The organism is Salinivibrio sp. SS3, from assembly GCF_001722105.1.
Classification (GTDB): Bacteria; Pseudomonadota; Gammaproteobacteria; order Enterobacterales; family Vibrionaceae; genus Salinivibrio; species Salinivibrio kushneri.
Genome location: NZ_MEBQ01000011.1, coordinates 39,059 through 57,262 on the forward strand (window position 1 = coordinate 39,059; position 18,204 = coordinate 57,262).

General features: G+C 52.6%; 17 protein-coding genes, 2 tRNA genes, 2 rRNA genes and 1 riboswitch. Of the genes, 3 read left to right on the top strand and 18 right to left on the bottom strand.

All coding sequences use genetic code 11. The features are described from left to right. Positions 1-38 precede the first annotated feature (38 nt). The 4 genes from ubiB to rmuC all read right to left on the bottom strand — a co-directional run bounded on the left by ubiB (position 39) and on the right by rmuC (position 4,684). A complete protein-coding gene (gene ubiB, locus BGL48_RS06010) occupies positions 39-1,685 on the bottom strand; it encodes a ubiquinone biosynthesis regulatory protein kinase UbiB (RefSeq protein WP_069361811.1) in 1,647 nt (548 codons plus the stop codon). Continuing rightward, the gene (locus tag BGL48_RS06015) at positions 1,682-2,296 is read right to left on the bottom strand and encodes a ubiquinone biosynthesis accessory factor UbiJ (protein ID WP_069361812.1); all 615 of its coding nucleotides are present in this window, start codon (positions 2,294-2,296) and stop codon (positions 1,682-1,684) included. Before BGL48_RS06015 ends, ubiB begins: the two co-directional genes overlap by 4 nt. A gap of 9 nt (positions 2,297-2,305) precedes the next feature. Then, positions 2,306-3,073 carry a bifunctional demethylmenaquinone methyltransferase/2-methoxy-6-polyprenyl-1,4-benzoquinol methylase UbiE gene (gene ubiE, locus BGL48_RS06020; RefSeq protein ID WP_069361813.1) on the bottom strand — a complete coding sequence of 256 codons (768 nt, stop codon included), beginning with the start codon at positions 3,071-3,073 and terminating at the stop codon, positions 2,306-2,308. A 78-nt stretch (positions 3,074-3,151) separates the two neighbouring features. Further along, complete coding sequence (gene rmuC / locus BGL48_RS06025; protein ID WP_069361814.1) at positions 3,152-4,684, bottom strand: DNA recombination protein RmuC; 1,533 nt, start codon at positions 4,682-4,684, stop codon at positions 3,152-3,154. 132 nt (positions 4,685-4,816) lie between these two features. Between rmuC and BGL48_RS06030 the strand changes: the two genes are divergently transcribed. After that, the gene (locus tag BGL48_RS06030) at positions 4,817-5,722 is read left to right on the top strand and encodes a DMT family transporter (protein WP_069361815.1); all 906 of its coding nucleotides are present in this window, start codon (positions 4,817-4,819) and stop codon (positions 5,720-5,722) included. 57 nt (positions 5,723-5,779) lie between these two features. Here the strand turns inward: BGL48_RS06030 and BGL48_RS06035 are convergent, their stop codons facing one another. Together BGL48_RS06035 and BGL48_RS06040 are read right to left on the bottom strand one after the other, a co-directional pair. Next, complete coding sequence (locus tag BGL48_RS06035) at positions 5,780-6,073, bottom strand: hypothetical protein (RefSeq protein ID WP_069361829.1); 294 nt, start codon at positions 6,071-6,073, stop codon at positions 5,780-5,782. 206 nt (positions 6,074-6,279) lie between these two features. Next, entirely contained in the window at positions 6,280-7,485 is a 1,206-nt protein-coding gene (locus tag BGL48_RS06040; protein WP_069361816.1) for a multidrug effflux MFS transporter, read from the bottom strand. 98 nt (positions 7,486-7,583) lie between these two features. Here BGL48_RS06040 and BGL48_RS06045 point away from each other — a divergent pair, with 98 nt between their 5' ends. Both BGL48_RS06045 and BGL48_RS06050 read left to right on the top strand, forming a co-directional pair. Continuing rightward, positions 7,584-8,564: a LysR family transcriptional regulator gene (locus BGL48_RS06045; RefSeq protein ID WP_069361817.1), complete on the top strand. Its 981-nt coding sequence runs from the start codon at positions 7,584-7,586 to the stop codon at positions 8,562-8,564. A gap of 62 nt (positions 8,565-8,626) precedes the next feature. Then, positions 8,627-10,414 (top strand): aminopeptidase P family protein, encoded by a 1,788-nt coding sequence (locus tag BGL48_RS06050; RefSeq protein ID WP_069361818.1) that lies wholly within the window; start codon positions 8,627-8,629, stop codon positions 10,412-10,414. Positions 10,415-10,467: 53 nt separating this feature from the next. Here the strand turns inward: BGL48_RS06050 and BGL48_RS06055 are convergent, their stop codons facing one another. From BGL48_RS06055 to BGL48_RS16340, 12 genes are all read right to left on the bottom strand, one after another. Beyond that, entirely contained in the window at positions 10,468-10,698 is a 231-nt protein-coding gene (locus tag BGL48_RS06055) for a glutaredoxin family protein (RefSeq protein ID WP_069361819.1), read from the bottom strand. A 13-nt stretch (positions 10,699-10,711) separates the two neighbouring features. Further along, positions 10,712-11,863 carry a 2-iminoacetate synthase ThiH gene (gene thiH, locus BGL48_RS06060; RefSeq protein WP_069361820.1) on the bottom strand — a complete coding sequence of 384 codons (1,152 nt, stop codon included), beginning with the start codon at positions 11,861-11,863 and terminating at the stop codon, positions 10,712-10,714. Beyond that, the gene (locus tag BGL48_RS06065; protein WP_069361821.1) at positions 11,863-12,636 is read right to left on the bottom strand and encodes a thiazole synthase; all 774 of its coding nucleotides are present in this window, start codon (positions 12,634-12,636) and stop codon (positions 11,863-11,865) included. Before BGL48_RS06065 ends, thiH begins: the two co-directional genes overlap by 1 nt. Positions 12,637-12,638: 2 nt before the next feature. After that, a complete protein-coding gene (gene thiS, locus BGL48_RS06070) occupies positions 12,639-12,836 on the bottom strand; it encodes a sulfur carrier protein ThiS (protein ID WP_069361822.1) in 198 nt (65 codons plus the stop codon). Next, positions 12,820-13,587, bottom strand: coding sequence for a HesA/MoeB/ThiF family protein (locus BGL48_RS06075; protein ID WP_069361823.1), 768 nt, complete (start codon positions 13,585-13,587; stop codon positions 12,820-12,822). The genes thiS and BGL48_RS06075 overlap by 17 nt, the downstream gene beginning before the upstream one ends. Beyond that, a complete protein-coding gene (gene thiE / locus BGL48_RS06080) occupies positions 13,571-14,239 on the bottom strand; it encodes a thiamine phosphate synthase (protein WP_069361824.1) in 669 nt (222 codons plus the stop codon). Before thiE ends, BGL48_RS06075 begins: the two co-directional genes overlap by 17 nt. After that, the gene (gene thiC / locus BGL48_RS06085; protein ID WP_069361825.1) at positions 14,236-16,212 is read right to left on the bottom strand and encodes a phosphomethylpyrimidine synthase ThiC; all 1,977 of its coding nucleotides are present in this window, start codon (positions 16,210-16,212) and stop codon (positions 14,236-14,238) included. Before thiC ends, thiE begins: the two co-directional genes overlap by 4 nt. Before the next feature lie 93 nt (positions 16,213-16,305). Beyond that, positions 16,306-16,405: riboswitch (TPP riboswitch) on the bottom strand. Between the two features lie 56 nt (positions 16,406-16,461). Then, positions 16,462-16,842: a fluoride efflux transporter CrcB gene (gene crcB, locus BGL48_RS06090; protein ID WP_069361826.1), complete on the bottom strand. Its 381-nt coding sequence runs from the start codon at positions 16,840-16,842 to the stop codon at positions 16,462-16,464. Positions 16,843-17,144: 302 nt separating this feature from the next. After that, positions 17,145-17,221: transfer RNA gene (locus BGL48_RS06095), tRNA-Trp, on the bottom strand. A gap of 146 nt (positions 17,222-17,367) precedes the next feature. After that, positions 17,368-17,444 (bottom strand) — tRNA-Asp (locus tag BGL48_RS06100). Positions 17,445-17,604: 160 nt separating this feature from the next. After that, positions 17,605-17,720: ribosomal RNA gene (gene rrf, locus BGL48_RS06105) — 5S ribosomal RNA — on the bottom strand. A 114-nt stretch (positions 17,721-17,834) separates the two neighbouring features. Continuing rightward, positions 17,835-18,204: ribosomal RNA gene (locus BGL48_RS16340) — 23S ribosomal RNA — on the bottom strand; the annotation flags it as partial.

Below are 18,204 nucleotides of genomic sequence, written 5' to 3' on the forward strand. Positions count from 1 at the left end.
TCCGTTTGGTTAACTTGATGTGCGCAGCAGTGTAACTGCTATTTATTACAAGTTTTATTACAAAGTCGCCAGCCCCACAACCAAAAGATCACCGCACCTGCGGCGGCGACGCCCGGCAAGGTCTCTACCCGGTTGGCAAACAAAATGGTCGCCGTCAGCAGCAAGGTGGCCCCAATGCCGAGCAGGTAGGTGGCGCGTGAATGACGTTGCCGGGTTTGCAAATAACCATGATAGTAAGCATCGAGCCGTTGGTTAATTTGTCGCCCTTGGCGCAATCCGTCATACACCAGCTCTGGGATCTCAGGTAACTTCTCGGCCCAAAATGGCGCTTTCTCTTTGACCGCTGCCCACACCGCTTGGGGCCCCACTTGCTGCTTCATCCACGACTCTAAAAACGGCTTGGCCGTGGTCCACAAATCTAACTGCGGATAGAGCTGACGCCCCAGTCCTTCAATGTAGAGTAAGGTTTTTTGCAACAACACCAGCTGCGGCTGCACTTCCATATTAAATCGGCGCGCGGTGTTAAATAGGTTTAATAACACATTACCGAACGAGATTTCGCACAGTGGCTTTTCGAAAATCGGCTCACACACGGTGCGAATGGCAAACTCAAAATCATCCACGTTGGTGTCGTGCGGCACCCAGCCAGAGTCGACGTGCAATTCGGCCACTTTGCGGTAATCGCGGTTAAAAAAGGCGATAAAGTTTTCCGCCAAATAGCGTTTATCGTCGCGATTTAAGGTGCCGACAATCCCGCAATCCAGCCCAATCCACTGCGGGTCATCCGGGTGCTCGTAGGAGACAAACACGTTGCCTGGGTGCATATCCGCATGGAAAAAGCTGTCACGAAACACCTGAGTAAAGAAGACCTCCACCCCGCGCTCAGCCAGCAGTTTCATATCCGTGCCATTGGCTTGTAGCGCCTCGATATCCGACACTTGAATGCCATAGATTCGCTCAGACACCATCACGTCTTTGCGGCAGTAATCGCTGAACACTTCGGGCACATACAGCGCTGGGTCGTTTTCAAAGTTGCGGCGCAGCTGAATGGTATTGGCCGCTTCACGCATTAAGTCCAGCTCATCGAGCAAGGTTTTTTCGTACTCGCGGATGACTTCGACCGGTTTTAACCGACGCGCATCGGGCAGAAAACGCGCCACCAGCCGTGCCACACGATACATCAAGCGCAAGTCAGCTTGGATCACTGGCAAAATATCGGGGCGGATCACCTTCAGCACCACTTCACGCCCATTCGATTTGAGCGTAGCGGTGTGCACTTGCGCGATCGACGCAGAGGCGAGTGGATGGGGGTCAAAGTCGCTAAACCAGGTTTCTAACGGGCCGCCTAACGAGGCTTCGATTTGCGCTTTGGCTTTGTGGCCATCAAACGGTGCCACCTTATCTTGCAGTTGCGCCAGCTCGTTGGCGATATCACCCGGAAAGAGATCGCGGCGCGTCGACATCATTTGCCCAAGCTTTACCCATACCGGGCCCAAGCTTTGTAAGGCCAACCGTAAACGTTCTCCTACCGGCTTATCTGGGTGCTGATTTTTCAGCCAAAACAGTGATTGACGACCAAGATGCGCCAGCCGTGTTAAAGGTTGTTTGGGCAACAAAGCATCGACACCGTACAACAGTAAGGTGCGGATGATAAAATACAAGCGACGAATTTCATTGAGCGTCATGCAGACTCCACCCGTTCTACCAACTGCTTAAACCTGGCTTCCAATCGCGCGACATCGCTGCGCAATTCGTCCACTTGGTCACTGTAAGCGGCCACTTCAAGCGCCCCTGGCGCTAAACGCCACTCTTCAGTAATCACATCCCCCGCATAGCGCTGTTGTCGCTGAGCCAATTGTTGCAGTTGCTGCCAGCGCTGCTGGGCGTGACTCACCACCGTGTGGGCAATCACATCGCCAGTATACGGTGCCAACCACTCTGCCACATCCAGTTCGATACCACTGAGCAACTGAGAGAACTGCTGGGCGACATCGATATCCCCCTCCAGCGTGAGTTTATCCGCTTTGATTAGCGCGGTTAAATTGGCCTTTTGCTGTAACTGCGGCAATGCCGATAGCGATAACGACAAATTAGCATCACGCTCACCCTCATAATGGCTGAGTACATCAATGCGTTGGTCGAAGATAAAAATCAGTTGGCGATCAAGCTCTTGGAGCGTAACACCGATACAACGCCCTTTTAGACGCGCAAGGCGACGCTGGCTATCGGCATCTTTGGCAATCACCGCATTAAGCGCTGTTTCCAGGGCCGCGCATAAAAGTGAATCAAGCGCCATGTGGGCTCCTTAGAATTTATATCCACGGTGCAGCGCTACAATGCCACCCGTGAGATTGTAGTAGCTGGCTTGTTCAAAACCGGCTTGCTCCATCATTCCTTTTAAGGTTTCTTGATCAGGGTGCATGCGAATCGATTCGGCCAAATAACGGTAGCTGTCTGGGTCGTTAACAATCAGTTGCCCCATTTTCGGTAACACATGGAAAGAGTAGGCGTCGTAGACTTTTGATAACGGCTCGGCAACCGGTTTGGAAAACTCCAGCACCAGCAAACGCCCTCCAGGCTTGAGGACACGAAACATTGAGCGTAAGGCAGCATCTTTATCGGTGACGTTGCGCAGACCAAACGCGATAGTGATGCAATCGAAGTGGTCATCAGGGAAAGGCAGTGCCTCGGCGTTGGCTTGCACGTAACTGACATTGCCAACAATGCCTTTGTCGCGCAGTTTGTCGCGACCCACCTTGAGCATTGAGTTATTAATGTCGGCGAGCACCACTTCACCGCGCTCACCAACAAGGCGAGAAAATTTTGCCGTAAGGTCACCAGTACCACCGGCTAAGTCGAGCACTTTTTGCCCAGGACGAACACCACTGCAATCAATGGTAAAGCGTTTCCAGATCCGGTGAATGCCCATCGACATCACATCATTCATCAGATCGTACTTCGCCGCCACCGAGTGAAACACATTGGCCACGAGGCTTTCTTTTTCTTGGCGTTTGACTTGCTGGTAGCCAAAGTCGATGGTCTCTTGATCCTGGTGCGCGTTTTTATCTGTCATTATATTCCCCTAACGTATTGGCTCCAGTTTACTTTATCGCCCATCCCGACTCCAAGCGTGCGGCCAAGTTTATTATGATTATTGCTGGTTGGCGTCCCGTTCGGCCTGGGTCAAGTTGAGAGGTTCATCTGCCGCCGGCTCGGTAGCGACACTGGCGAGCGACGGGCTGATATCCCTTTTTACCTCTACCCCCAGCGCTTTAAACCCTTCCGCTTGGCGAATAATATTACCGCGGCCTTGGCTGAGTTTGTTCATCGCCCCTTGATAACTGTCACTGGCTTTACCCAGCGCATTGCCGAGCGCTTCCATATCACCAACAAATAGACGCACCTTGTCATAGAGCTTGCTCGCTTTCTCTGCGATTTGTTTGGCATTTTGGTTTTGGTATTCATAACGCCATAAATTATTGATGGTACGCAGTGCCACCAGCAAAGTGGTAGGACTGACCAACATAATATTATTATCCATCGCCTCACGGATCAGGCGGGCATCAGCCTCGACCGCGACTTGGAAAGCCGGCTCCACCGGAATAAACATCAGTACGTAATCCAGCGAACGCACGCCATGAAGCTGATGATAATCTTTACGCCCCAGCCCGCGGATATGCTGGCGTATGGATTGTACATGCTCTTTTAGCGCCGCATCTTGCTCAGCCAAGGTCTCTGCGTTGTAGTAACGTTCATAGGCGACGAGGGCCATTTTGGCATCTATTACCACGTCTTTTTCTTGGGGTAATTTCACCACCACATCGGGCTGATAACGCTTACCTTGCTCGTTCTCAAAACTCACTTGGGTTTGATATTCACGCCCTTCACGCAAGCCGGACTCTTCCAAAATACGCGCCAACACCACTTCGCCCCAATTGCCCTGTTGCTTGTTGTCACCTTTTAGCGCCTGGGTCAGATTGTGCGCTTCACGGGTCATATCCGCATTCAGTTGCTGGAGGTTTTTGATTTCATGAATCAGGGTGTGACGCTCTTTCGCTTGTTCGCCAAAGCTGTCAGTCACTTGCTTTTTAAACCCTTCCAACTGCGACTTCAGCGGCCCCAGTAAGCTCTCTAAGCTCATTTTATTCTGCTCATCAACAGAATGGACTTTTTGCTCAAATACCTGGTTGGCCAGCTGTTCAAATTGGGTGCGCAGCCTCTCTTCCGCATTTTCCAATAGCGCGTGCTTTTCTTTCGCCGCATTGAGTTGTTGCTCCGCACTCGCTTTGACTTCACGAAGCTCAGCTAACAGTTCTGATTTATCCTCACGTACCGCATCCAGTTTGTCTGACAGCGCTTGATTGTCTTGGCGTAATTGCTCCAGTTGACGTAGCTTCTCACTGGCAGAAGTTAATTTGCCGTAATACTGGCGTAGCTCTTGCGTTAGACGATCGCGTTCAACATCCAAGCTATCCAACTCTTGTTGTTGTTGTTCCAGTTGCTGACGAAGCTGTTGTTGCTGCATGTCAGCGGTCGCCTGCTGTTGGGCATATTGCGTGTCAAACCACTGTTGATATTGGGTGACTACGCGTCGATGCAGCCAATAGCTCAGCCCTGAGGCACTGATAACGCCGAAACAAAACGTCAGGATAGACAAGGTGGATAATGACAGACCATCAAGCATAACGGGTTCTCTATTGTACGGTCACTGATGTCAGCAAGGCTAATGGGATACTGGATAGATGTCCAGTCTATCTCGGTGCGTACGAATACCGTAGACTGCCTGGAATAGAAGGCATCTTTGCAGGGAGGCAGTATGCACAATGAACGTAAAGCACTGATATTTGGATTATCTGCCGTGCTGTTGTGGTCAACAGTCGCGACCGCGTTCAAAATCACCTTAAGCTACATGACCCCGATTCAAATGCTGGCCGCCGCCAGCGTGGTATCGGTCGTCGTACTCGCCGCTATTGCCGCGGTGCAAGGCAAGCTATCGGCACTGTGGCCGACGTTTCGTCGCCGGCCTGGCTATTATTGCCTGCTCGGAATGATTAATCCCTTAATTTATTATTTGGTTCTTTTCAAAGCTTATGACCTTCTCCCTGCGTCCTTGGCGCAACCACTAAATTACAGCTGGGCCATTACCTTGACCTTAATGGCAGCGGTGTTTCTCGGCCATACTATTCGTCGTCAAGATTGGATTGCGGCGGCATTGGGCTATTTTGGTGTGGTGGTCATAGCAACCAAAGGCCAATTGCTCTCGCTACAATTCGACAGCCCGCTTGGCATTGGGCTTGCGTTGCTCTCCACGCTATTGTGGGCAGGTTTTTGGGTACTGAATACTAAAAATCCTGCCGACCCGGTGCTCGGCATTCTGTTAAGTTTTATGCTGTCATTACCTGCATCTTTATTATTGGCGGGGATAACAGCATCGTGGGCAGGGATCCCCTGGCAAGGCTGGCTCGCGGTGAGCTATGTGGGGCTTTTTGAAATGGGGATAACCTTTATGCTGTGGTTGAGCGCAATGAAATATACTCAGAATGCCTCACGGATCAGCAATCTGATTTTTATCTCGCCTTTTATCTCCTTGGTGTTATTGGCCACCATTATTGGCGAGACGATTCATATCAGCACCCTGATCGGTCTTAGCTTTATTGTCGTGGGCCTACTGATTCAGCAACGCAAACCCAAAAATAGCAAACAACCAGCGGCGAGTACCTAACGATCCTAGCGCCACACGCCGCTCAGTCTTGTTTATTCCTTTGAGGATGGGCGGCGATCAGCCCATCTTGCGTTGGATTACATATTCATAAAGCTCGTCGGCAGATAAACCGTCTTGCGCCAAGCCTTGGGTGATTTCTTCAATACGCTCAGATCGGCGCTCATCTATCACCTGATTAAATTGATAAACCAGTTCGCGTAAATATTTCAGTGGCACCTGGTGGGCGGCGCTACGTACACGCTCTTCACTTTGACTGCCTAATTCTGCCAGCAATTTGCCAAACATGATTTTCTCGGGCGATTCCTCAAGTTGCTCAAGGACGCGCGCCATTTCGATTGTCGATAATGACATAGTGTGTAACTGACCTTTGGATATAAAACGATAAGGAATGAGCATTAATTTGGTTTGCTCAGTAAATATACTCTCAATTTGGGGTTTTTAGCAAAATAAAAAAACGCTGGCCGAAGCCAGCGAAAAGGGATAATGGGTTGTCGAGACCCCAGCGTTTTGCACGTCTTATTATATTTGCCAACTGAATTGTCGTTTTTACTGATTATTTAATCTCTTACTGCTTTCGCATGCCATTGCTTACCTTTCGGTGACCACAAAATAATTAAGCCAGGTAGCAGCAACCACATATGCACGGTCATTAAATCACTGGCGGATAAACCTAAACGCTGAGTCAGGCTAACCAGCAGACCTGCGCCACTCATTTGGAACAATCCCAACAAGGCTGCCGCTGTGCCGGCACGATCAGAAAACGGGGCTAATGCCGCGCCCGCTGACGCGCCCAAAACCCAAGCAAAGCCGAATGACGAGGTAAAAATGGGTAACATAAAGGCCCAGGGGGCAGCGATGGGGCTTAATGCCAGCATCAGCCCGCCTGAGCCAACCAGCATCATCAAGCCAATATTGAGCGCGCGGCGGCTGCCAAATTTTTGCATATAGCGCGGCGCTAACATCGCGGCGGCAATGTTTAATGCCGCGTTGGCACCGAACCAAAAAGTAAAGCTGTTCATGGAAATACCATACCTATCCATCAGCAAAACGGGCGCGGAGGTGACGTAGGCTAAGATCACTGCCATCGCCAGCATGCAAAGAATAATATGATAGGTAAATGTCGGCACGCGTAGCACCTGCCAATACCGACGTAAGCTGAATAAGCGCCCAGCGTTATCTGTATGTGTCGGGCGCGTCTCAGGCAAAAATACGCTGACCAAGACCAAGCCCAATGCCGCATAACCGAGCATAAAGGTGAAGTTAGCGCGCCAATCAAACATTTGAGTCAGCCAGCTACCCAGCAGCGGGGCCAAGGCGGGCACAAAGCAAATCGCACCATTGAGATAGCTAATCATATGGCCGCTGCGCTCAGCACCAAAGCGGTCACGCACTGCCGCAAACGCACACACGGACGTCGCACATGCACCAAAACCTTGTAGCAAACGCGCCACCAGCATCATATCCATCGAGGTGGCGAGCCACGCCATCAGCGAGCTAAGACCGTATAGTGAAATACCAATGATCGCGACAGGCTTACGGCCAAAGCGGTCAGCCAATGGCCCCGCAAACAGCTGGCCCAAACCCAAACTAAACATAAACCAAGTGACGGTATCTTGCGCCAAGGTTGGGCTCACATTAAAGTCACCGGCCATATACGGTAATGCAGGCAGGTAAATATCAATCGCCATCGGGCTAAACAGCACCAGTAACACCATTAAGGCGACCAGTAAGCGATTTGATGTCGGTGAGTCAGTGTGTGACATGGGTTACTCCTCTATACAGGCACGTAGTATAGTGGCTTCAGGGTATGAACCATAATGGTTTATAGTAAAAGCAGTTATTCCCAAGGAGAATACCAGCAATGGATTTGGACCAGCTGCAGCGCACCGACCTCAATTTATTGGTGTGCCTACATGTGCTTTTAGAAGAGTGCAATGTCACGGGCACGGCAAAACGCCTGCATCTCAGCCAATCGGCAGTGAGTAAAAACTTAGCCCGACTCAGAGCGCAATTTAACGATCCACTTTTTACTCGAGCAGCCCACGGGCTCAAACCCACGGTTCGCGCGCAAGCCTTACAAGCGAAATTACGGGCTTTACTCAATGATGTTGCGGCGATGACCGAGCCCGACCACTTTCAGCCGCACTTAAGCGATCGCTGTTTTCGCTTTGCCCTCGTCGAGAGCGCCTATCCATTGCTGTTGCCACAGTTTATTGGCGATATGCTGGAAGCGGCGCCAGCTATCACCCTTAATACCGCCGCTTGGGATCAAACCACCTTTGATGGTCTCGCCCGCGGCAATATCGACTTTGGCATTACCGGTAAAGATTTAAATCCCGCCGATGCCATGCTGACCATGATGCCGCCCAAGGGTGTGCGCTACCAAGAGCTTTGCCAAGATCACCAGTGTGTGTTGATGCGCGCTGATCACCCAGCGCTCAAGGGTCCATGGGATGAAGCGCGTTACCTTGGACTGCGACATGTACAGGTGAAGTGTGACGGGAATGACCGCTGGCTGTTGGACTATAAACTGGCAGAGCGTAATATTGAGCGTGACATTGCCATGTACGTGCCAGATTTCAACAGTGCGGCGAGCCTGTGTACCTATACCGACCTGGTGTTTACCTCACCAAGCCAGTTTGCGCATTATATTGCCGCGTCGCTCAATTTGGTGGTGCGGCCGTTACCGACGCCAATCCCGCCAATGGCGTACACCTTGTTTTGGCATCAAAATCAAGAAAATGACCCGGGGCACCAATGGCTGAAAGCCTTAATTATTTCGCGCTGTCAGCAGTTTAGCCCGGCAAAATTGCAACCTATCGCCCATCGCGCTAGGGTCTAATCCACGGGTTTTTACGCGAGGCCGAACATGGCAAGTTCACCCAATTTAAAGAAGGAAGAATAATGGACGCGACCCTTACCAAGCGTATTGAGCAGCTAAGACACTGGCTGGCTCAACACGACTATGACGCCTTACTCATCCCCCACGAAGACGAATACCTCGGCGAATACGTGCCTGAGCACAATGAGCGCCTGCATTGGGCAACCGGCTTTACCGGCTCCGCAGGGGCCGCGGTGATCACCCGCGACAAGGCGGCGATTTTTGTTGATGGCCGCTATGTGGTTCAAGTCCGTAAGCAAGTCCCCGCCGGCCTGTTTGACTACTGCCATCTGATTGATGAACCACCGGTGCAATGGGCCCAGCAACAATTACCCAAGGGTGCCAAGCTGGCTATCGACGCTCGCATGCATAGTGCCGCTTGGTACAAACGCACCCAACGTGCGCTGGATGGGGCTTTGACACTGGTGAGCGTTGAGCAAAACCCGATTGAAAGCTTGTGGGACGATCGCCCCGCCCCGCTTAATAGCCCTGCCATTTTACTGGGTGAAGAGAAAACCGGCCGCGCCAGCTTGGATAAGCGGCAAACTATTGGCCAGCAGCTGGCTGATCAGAATCTTGATGCCGCTGTACTCACTCAACCCGATGCCGTCTGTTGGTTACTCAATATCCGTGGTCGCGACATCCCACGTTTACCGGTGGTGCTGACCCAAGCGATCATCAAGCAATCCGGTGACGTTACCGTGTTTATCGACCCTAACCGTCTCCCCGAAGGCTTTGATGCACATGTGGGCGAAGGCGTGAGCGTCGCGCACCCAGACAGCCTGGTTGATGCCCTGCAAGCGCTGACGGGTCAACGTGTATTGGTCGATCCAAACGGTGCCAATGCCTGGACACTGGACACCCTCCAACAAGCGCAAGTCACCGTGGTGGAAGCGCAAGACCCATGTGCGCTTGAGAAGGCAGCCAAAAATCCGCAAGAAATCGCAGGCATGCGTGCCTGTCACGTGCGCGATGGTGTTGCCGTGACTCGCTTTTTGGCCTGGTTTGACCGTCAAGTCGACGCCGGTGAACGCCCTGACGAAGCGGTGCTCGCAGACACCTTGTATCAATTCCGCCAACAAGACGATCAACTGGTCGACTTAAGCTTTGATACCATTTCCGCCGCCGGTGGCAACGCCGCTATGTGCCACTATAACCACAACAATCAGCCCAAACCGAGCGTGATTGAGAGCAACAACGTCTACTTGGTCGACTCTGGCGGCCAATACTATGACGGCACCACGGACATTACCCGTACCGTGCCGGTGGGCGAATGCAGCGCTGAGATCAAAAAGGCCTTCACGCTGGTGCTGAAAGGACATATTGCGCTGGCCACCGCGCGGTTCCCGAAAGGCACCTCAGGCAGCCAGCTTGATGCCTTAGCACGCCAGTATTTGTGGCAACACGGCTATGATTTTGACCATGGCACCGGTCACGGTGTCGGGCATTTCTTAGATGTGCACGAAGGTCCACAGCGTATTTCCAAAGCGCCCAATAGCGTCGCGCTATTGCCGGGCATGGTGGTGTCAAACGAGCCGGGCTACTATCGCGCCGAGGCGTTTGGGATCCGGATTGAAAACCTCGAATTGATTGAAGAAAAGCCCACCGAGGGCGACATGACGATGCTCGGGTTTGCCTCACTCACGCGTGCACCGATCGATCGTCGTTTGGTCGATGTGAGCTTGCTCAGCGAGGCGGAAATCCAGTGGTGGAATCGCTATCATCAAACCGTGTGGGATGAAGTTAGCCCATCTTTAGATGAGCAAGACCAAGCTTGGTTAAAACAAGCGACCGCGCCGCTAAGCCGTTAAGTCGCGTCTTCACCGAGTGTGAAAAGATGAAAAGCGTCCGATTGGACGCTTTTTTATTCCCCTTTCAGGGCTTTCTCGACCGCTTTAGGCGAAAAGCCGCGCAAGGTGGTATCGCCAATGCAAATCACCGGGACACCCCGCGAGCCTGTTGCTGCCAGCAGCTTCTTGCCTTTGGGCGTGGCCGTATCGACAACACGATAACGCAGCCCTTTTTTATCCAAGTAAGCTTTGGCCGCCTCACAGTGAGGACAGCGCGGGCCCACATATACAGTAATACGTTTCATGCCCGCATTGTCGCTAACCCGCTGCCGTTTGTGAAGCCATTTGCGCCTGACGCGCGACATCGTAGATGTTATCCCAATCTTTCCATACCACCTCAAACCCGAGGGCACGGACGCTGGCGGCCACCTCTGCCGCGCTACGTTCATCACTGATGGCAAACTGCTCCAATTGTGGCTCAGGGTTGGCATAACCGCCCGGTTGGGTTTTTGACGCCGCGGATAAGCTCGTGACACCAAGCGGCAACACATTGTCGCGAAAGTGAGGTGACTCGCGTGTCGATAGCGACAGCTCTACCTGCGGATTCCACAACCGATAGGCACAAATCAGCTGAACCAGCTGCTTATCCGTCATCACCGATTTCGGCTGTAACGCCCCCGCGCAAGGGCGTAAGCGTGGAAAGGATAGCGAATAGCGGCTTTGCCAGTATTGCTTTTCCAAATAATCGAGATGCTGGGCGGTAAAAAAGCTGTCGGTACGCCAGTCCTCAAGGCCAATCAAGGCGCCGAGACCGATCTTATCTACCCCTGCTTGTGCCAACCTATCTGGGGTTTGCAGTCGGTAGTGAAAGTCGGTTTTATTGCCACGCTTGTGGTGTTCCCCATAGGTTGGAGCGTGGTAGGTTTCTTGATACACCATCACCGCATCCACCCCCTTTGCCACCAAGGCGCGATATGCGTCGGTATCTAGCGGCTGCACCTCCATCGCCACATGATGAAAGTATTGCTTCACCACGGGTAAGGCGCGGAGAAAATACTCGAGCCCTACCTTGGTTTCATGCTCACCGGTCACCAAGAGCACACTGTCAAAGCCCATTTTTCTGATCGCTTCACATTCGGCGGCGATCTCGGCTTCATCCAGCGTGCGCCGTTTGATTCGGTTTTCCATCGAAAAACCGCAATAGGTACACACGTTGGCGCATAAATTGGAGAGATACAGCGGAATATAAAACCCCATGGTATAGCCAAACCGCTGCCGCGTCAGCGCCGCAGACTGCTGAGCCATGGCCTCAAGATAGGCTTCAGCGGCAGGACTGATCAGGGCAGCGAAATCGTCCAAATTGCGCGAGGATTTAGCCAGCGCCCGCTCGACATCTTGGCGCGTTTTGCTGTAAATCGAGAGGCGATGATGATCCCAATCGAGTGCCGCCCACCGCTTAGAAAAGCTCATCACGCCTCCCTAGCGTCAAGAAACGCGGTTAAGGGGCTAGACGCGTGAGCGTGATTGCGTGTGCCCGCCAGTCCAGCTTGATACGCGCAGCGTCCTGCTTCAACCGCTTGTTTAAACGCCGCGCCCATAGCAATCGGATCGCCAGCCGTGGCAATCGCGGTGTTGACCAATACCGCATCAGCGCCGCGCTCCATCGCTAACGCCGCCTCTGACGGAGCGCCAATACCGGCATCAATGATCACCGGCACGCGAGCTTGCTCGATAATGATGTCGAGAAACGCCATTGAGGCCAGCCCTTGGTTGGAGCCAATCGGTGAGCCAAGGGGCATCACCGCCGCGCATCCCACCTCTTCCAAACGCTTACACAACACAGGATCGGCGTGGCAATACGGCAGCACCACAAACCCCTCATCCACAAGCGTTTTCGCTGCTTGAAGGGTTTCAATCGGATCAGGCATCAAATATTTGGGATCGGGATGAATTTCTAGCTTCACCCAAGGCGTTCCCAATGCTTCTCGAGCAAGACGCGCGGCAAACACCGCTTCTTGCGCATTTTTCGCCCCTGAGGTATTGGGCAGCAGGCGCACACCGAGCTCGCGCAGCGGGGTTAAAATATCGTCTTGTGTGGCATGCACATCGACTCGCTTTAGCGCCATGGTGACCAGTTCAGTACCACTGGCCGCCAGTGATTCGGCCATAGTCTTGCGACTGGCAAACTTGCCGGTGCCGGTTAACAGCCGAGATGAAAACGTCGTATCCGCAATGGTTAACATGATTATCCTCCGGCAATCGCTTGAAAGACCGCCAAGCTATCGCCAGCGGTAAGTGACGTGGATGACCAAGCATCACGCGCAATAATGGTCTGATTTAGCGCCACTGCGACCGATTCGGCTGGCACCTTCATCTCCTCAATCAGTTGCGCGACGGTCGTGGCATTAACCTCTGTAGGCGTGTCATTAATGATTAACTGCATCACTTACCTCCCGCGTTGGCTGACAAACCGCACAGTGCGGATGCACAGGCAGCGAAAAGTGCTGCCATGTCATGGTTTGTCCATCCAGTCGTGACAAGCGATTGGTACCGACCGCCTGCCCTAATAACAGTTTTATCCCTTCCAGCGCTTGCGCGGTGGCCATCATGCCGACTACCGGCCCCATTACCCCAGCTTCAGCACAGCGCGTGGGTTCAGAAAGCGTCACGTCCGCAAAGGCGCACGCATAACATGCGCTATGTGGTTGATAAACCAATAACTGGCCTTGCCAACCGATCGCCGCCGCGCTCACCAAGGGTGTACCAGCCTCTACACAGGCTTGATTGACTGCATGGCGAGTGGCGAGATTATCACTGCAATCGAGAACCACATCCGCCATCGCCACTTCGAGCGCCAGACGCTCACCCTCGAGATAGGCATTGATGGCTCGGCACTGGCAATCTGGGTTCAACGCGACCAAGTTAGCGGCTAGCGCTGCGGCTTTATCGGTGCCAATTTGCGCCTCCCGATACGCCACCTGACGCGCCAAATTAGATAGCTCAATGTGGTCCGAGTCAGCAATCGCTAACTGTCCCACGCCACCGCCTGCAAGATAGAGGCCCGCGGTGGTTCCAAGCCCACCGGCACCGACCATTAACACGCGTGCCTTGCTCAGTGCCTGCTGCCCGCATTCTCCAACTTCTGGCAGCATGATTTGCCGGCTATAACGCAGGTATTCACTGTCCGATAGCATCACGCCCTCCTTGCTGTCTTGATGGATTAAGACAGCGATTAAATGCGTCAATGCGCGCCGCTAAATCAGGCGCTTGCGTCACGGCACGGACCACCGCAATGGCGTCCACGCCAGTGCGCCAAACGTCAGGGGCTCGATCGAGATCAATACCGCCAATCGCCACCGTCGGGAAACGACCATCCACAGTCGCCACCTGCTGTGCTAACGCAGAAATGCCTTGCGGCGGCTCGGCGAGCTGTTTGGTGGTGGTGGGAAAAATATGACCGATGGCAAGATAACTGGGCGAGAGTTCAATCGCTGCGGCAAGCTGTTCGGGACTGCGTGTCGATACGCCTAGGCGCACGCCTTGCCGCGCAAGCCGGTCAAGATCCGCCTCTTGTAAGTCTTGCTGCCCAAGATGAACGCCATAGGCGCCAGCCTCAAGCGCGATCTGCCAGTGATCGTTGATAAACACCTGCGCATGGTGCGCGCGGCCCAATTCCACCGCGCGCTGTACCCAATCTAACAATTGTGGATGCGCTGGCTTCTTCACACGCAGTTGCACGGTTTTCACCCCCAAACAAAGCAAGCGTTCGAGCAAATCCACATCGTCCACCACAGGATATAATGGGCCTATACCTTCAGGCATAGGCGCAAATGGGGTTAGGCTCATGATTCCACCTTATCGCTGTCGCTTACCTCAGCGCCTTGTGGTGACGAATGATGAGATTTTTGCAGGTAGAGCTCACTGCCCTTTTCTCGGAATTCTTGCGATTTTTGTTGCATGCCCGCTAACGGGTCTTCCAGCATAGTGACATCAATCGCTTCGCCCGCGGCGGCATAGCCATTTTCTTTGGCATAATCTCGGACTTCTTGGCTGATTTTCATGGAGCAGAATTTCGGCCCACACATGGAGCAAAAGTGTGCGACCTTGCCCGACTCTTGAGGGAGCGTTTCGTCGTGATAGGCACGTGCCGTCACCGGATCTAAAGCAAGGTTGAACTGATCTTCCCAGCGGAATTCAAAGCGCGCTTTGGAAATGGCGTTATCTCGCACCTGGGCGCCCGGATGTCCTTTAGCTAAGTCGGCGGCGTGCGCGCACAATTTGTAGGTGATCATGCCCGTTTTAACATCCTCTTTATTGGGCAGACCCAGATGTTCTTTAGGCGTGACATAGCAAAGCATCGCACACCCAAACCAGCCAATCATCGCCGCACCAATCCCGGAGGTGATGTGGTCGTAACCCGGCGCAATATCGGTAGTTAATGGGCCTAAGGTGTAAAAAGGCGCTTCATGGCAATGGGTGAGCTGCTCATCCATGTTCTCTTTGATCATGTGCATGGGCACATGGCCGGGGCCTTCAATCATCACCTGCACATCGTATTCCCATGCCACCTTGGTAAGCTCGCCCAGAGTACGTAGCTCACTGAATTGCGCTTCGTCGTTCGCGTCAGCCACTGAGCCGGGACGTAATCCATCGCCTAGCGACAGCGATACATCATACGCGGCACAAATCTCGCAGATTTCACGAAAATGGGTATAGAGGAAGCTTTCTTGATGATGCGCCAAGCACCATTTGGCGATAATCGACCCACCACGCGAGACAATCCCAGTCACGCGATTGGCGGTCATGGGCACATAGTGCAAACGCACTCCAGCGTGAATGGTAAAGTAATCCACCCCTTGCTCGGCTTGCTCTATTAAGGTATCGCGCATCACTTCCCAAGTCAGGTCTTCGGCAATGCCATTCACTTTCTCAAGCGCTTGATACATAGGCACAGTGCCAATCGGGACTGGGCTATTACGTAAAATCCACTCGCGAGTTTCGTGGATATTGCGTCCGGTCGATAAATCCATCACCGTATCCGCTCCCCAACGGGTCGCCCACACCAACTTTTCGGTTTCTTCTTCAATGGAGGAGCTCACCGCCGAGTTACCAATATTGGCATTCACTTTCACCAGAAAGTTACGCCCAATGATCATTGGTTCCGCTTCTGGATGATTAATGTTGGCCGGAATAATCGCGCGTCCTTCAGCGACCTCTTGGCGTACAAATTCGGGGGTGATGTGTGATGGCAAATGCGCGCCAAAGCTTTCTCCTGGGTGCTGGCGATTTAGCTGCTCTTCACGATACTGCTGACGCCCCATATTTTCCCGGATCGCGATAAATTCCATCTCTGGGGTGATAATGCCTTGGCGTGCGTAGTGAAGTTGGGTCACACATTGGTTAGGTTTCGCCCGACGGATAGGCGGTAAGGCACTAAAGCGAAGATCATCTAAGGTTTCATCACTGAGACGAGTCTGCGCATAGTCTGAGCTCACTGCATCAAGAAACTCTGTATCGGCACGCTCATCAATCCAGGCTTTGCGCACTGGCGCTAAGCCTTGGTAAATATCGATAGCACTCTGTGGGTCGGTATAAGGCCCTGATGTGTCATAAACCCGAATGGATTCATTGTCCTCGTACTGCGGATTGTCTTTACTCCCGCCCACAAAGGTCGGAGACAGATGGATCTCGCGCATCCCTACACGAATATCAGGTCGCGAGCCCTCGACATAAACTTTCTCCGAGTTGGGATGGGTTTGCGCAGAGAGGGAATCGATAAAGGATTTGGCCTCAAGACGGGCCTGTTTACGGGTCGACATAGCATTACTCCGGTGTTCATTATGGGAATTAATGCTTGCCGGAAAACGCTGAATTGAGATGTGAGCAAACTGGCAGACGGGTTGCGTCTGTGATCTGAAGCATCTCTTGTTCCCTTCGCTGGTCTTAACCAGATCAGGTTCAACGGATCCCACTTAACGTGGTCTCAGCCAATTGGCACTCCGACAAGTTCAACGCCAGTATAAGAAATCACCGCCGCAACAACAAGCGACGTAACACGATGTTTTCGCTTAACCGGTGATGCGTGCTAGCAACCAAGCGCCCATCGCGGCTGCACTTAAGCACAACGCGAGATTGAGACCCACATTCAACAAGGCTTTCACCGTCTCACCATGTTGAAAAAGGAGCAAGGTATCCACTGAAAAGGTAGAGAAGGTGGTGAACGCGCCTAAAAAGCCAATCGCAATCAGTTGACGCCAAGGCACTGGGGCAATCAGCTCTTGGCTCATCGCCGCTAAAAAGACCCCCATCGCTAATGAGCCCAGCACATTAACCATTAGGGTACCGTACGGGAATCCTCGACCAAACACCGCGACGCTCCACTCTGACACTAAAAAACGCGAGGACGCCCCTAATGCGCCGCCAAGCCCTACCCACAATATGCTTACCACTGGGTGCTCCTTTCGATTGGTAAAAACTCATCATACCGCGACATGTGAACAAGAAACAGGAGGGAGAAAAAGGGAAGAGGGGCAGAGTTGCTAGAAGCTTAATGATTCACATACAAAAAAAGCACCGACAATGTCGATGCTTTGGTGTTTGGCAGGGGTAGAGGGATTCGACCGGGCTGGCGTCCCAGCCCCCAACACGCCTTTTTTGTCGTTTGCATGTTCTCATCTATCTCTTATCGGATTACGAGAAGCTTGATGATTCACATACAAAAAAGCATCGACAATGTCGATGCTTTGATATTTGGCAGGGGTAGAGGGATTCGAACCCCCAACACGCGGATTTGGAATCCGCTGCTCTGCCAATTGGAGCTATACCCCTGTAGATAGGTGCCTATTGTAGCGATCCCGCGACAAATTACCACCACCAATTACTCTTCAGACGTTTAATCGCTTATTTATAAAGCAAATCGTCCCAACGACCCAATAACAAAAAACCCTACTAAAATTAGCAGGGTTTCTAAGTAGTGGCGGAGTGGACGGGACTCGAACCCGCGACCCCCGGCGTGACAGGCCGGTATTCTAACCAACTGAACTACCACTCCGCACCAATTCTGTCTTATCAAAGTCTTACATATCATTGCTTTGATAGTTAAATTGCGTGCTATGCGCAGGGAGTTTTGAAGCGAGAAGCACAGTGTATGCCAATACATGAGCATCGCAGCTATCAAAAATCACAAGCAATAGGCGCAATTTATAATCAAAGCCTGGCGATGTCCTACTCTCACATGGGGAGACCCCACACTACCATCGGCGCTGCTTCGTTTCACTACTGAGTTCGGCATGGAGTCAGGTGGGTCCAAAGCGCTATGGTCGCCAAGCAAAATTTGGTGTGTCTTCACTTTTCAGTCAAAACACGAATCTAGAAAGCTGTTCGTTCTCGCCACAATCAACTGGCTTTATTTAAGTCCAACCCAAAACCTCTTGGGTGTTGTATGGTTAAGCCTCACGGGCCATTAGTACAGGTTAGCTCAACGCCTCACAGCGCTTACACACCCTGCCTATCAACGTTCTCGTCTAGAACAACCCTTTAGAGAGCTCGAGGCTCTAGGGATGACTCATCTCGGGGCCAGCTTCGCGCTTAGATGCTTTCAGCGCTTATCTGTGCCGAACTTAGCTACCGGGCAATGCGTCTGGCGACACAACCCGAACACCAGCGGTTCGTCCACTCCGGTCCTCTCGTACTAGGAGCAGCTCCCCTCAATCATCCCCAACGCCCACCACACATAGGGACGGACCAGAGCCCAGCAGCGACAAACCCACGTCGAGTACCACAGATCATGCCATACGCGCCAACCCGAGACG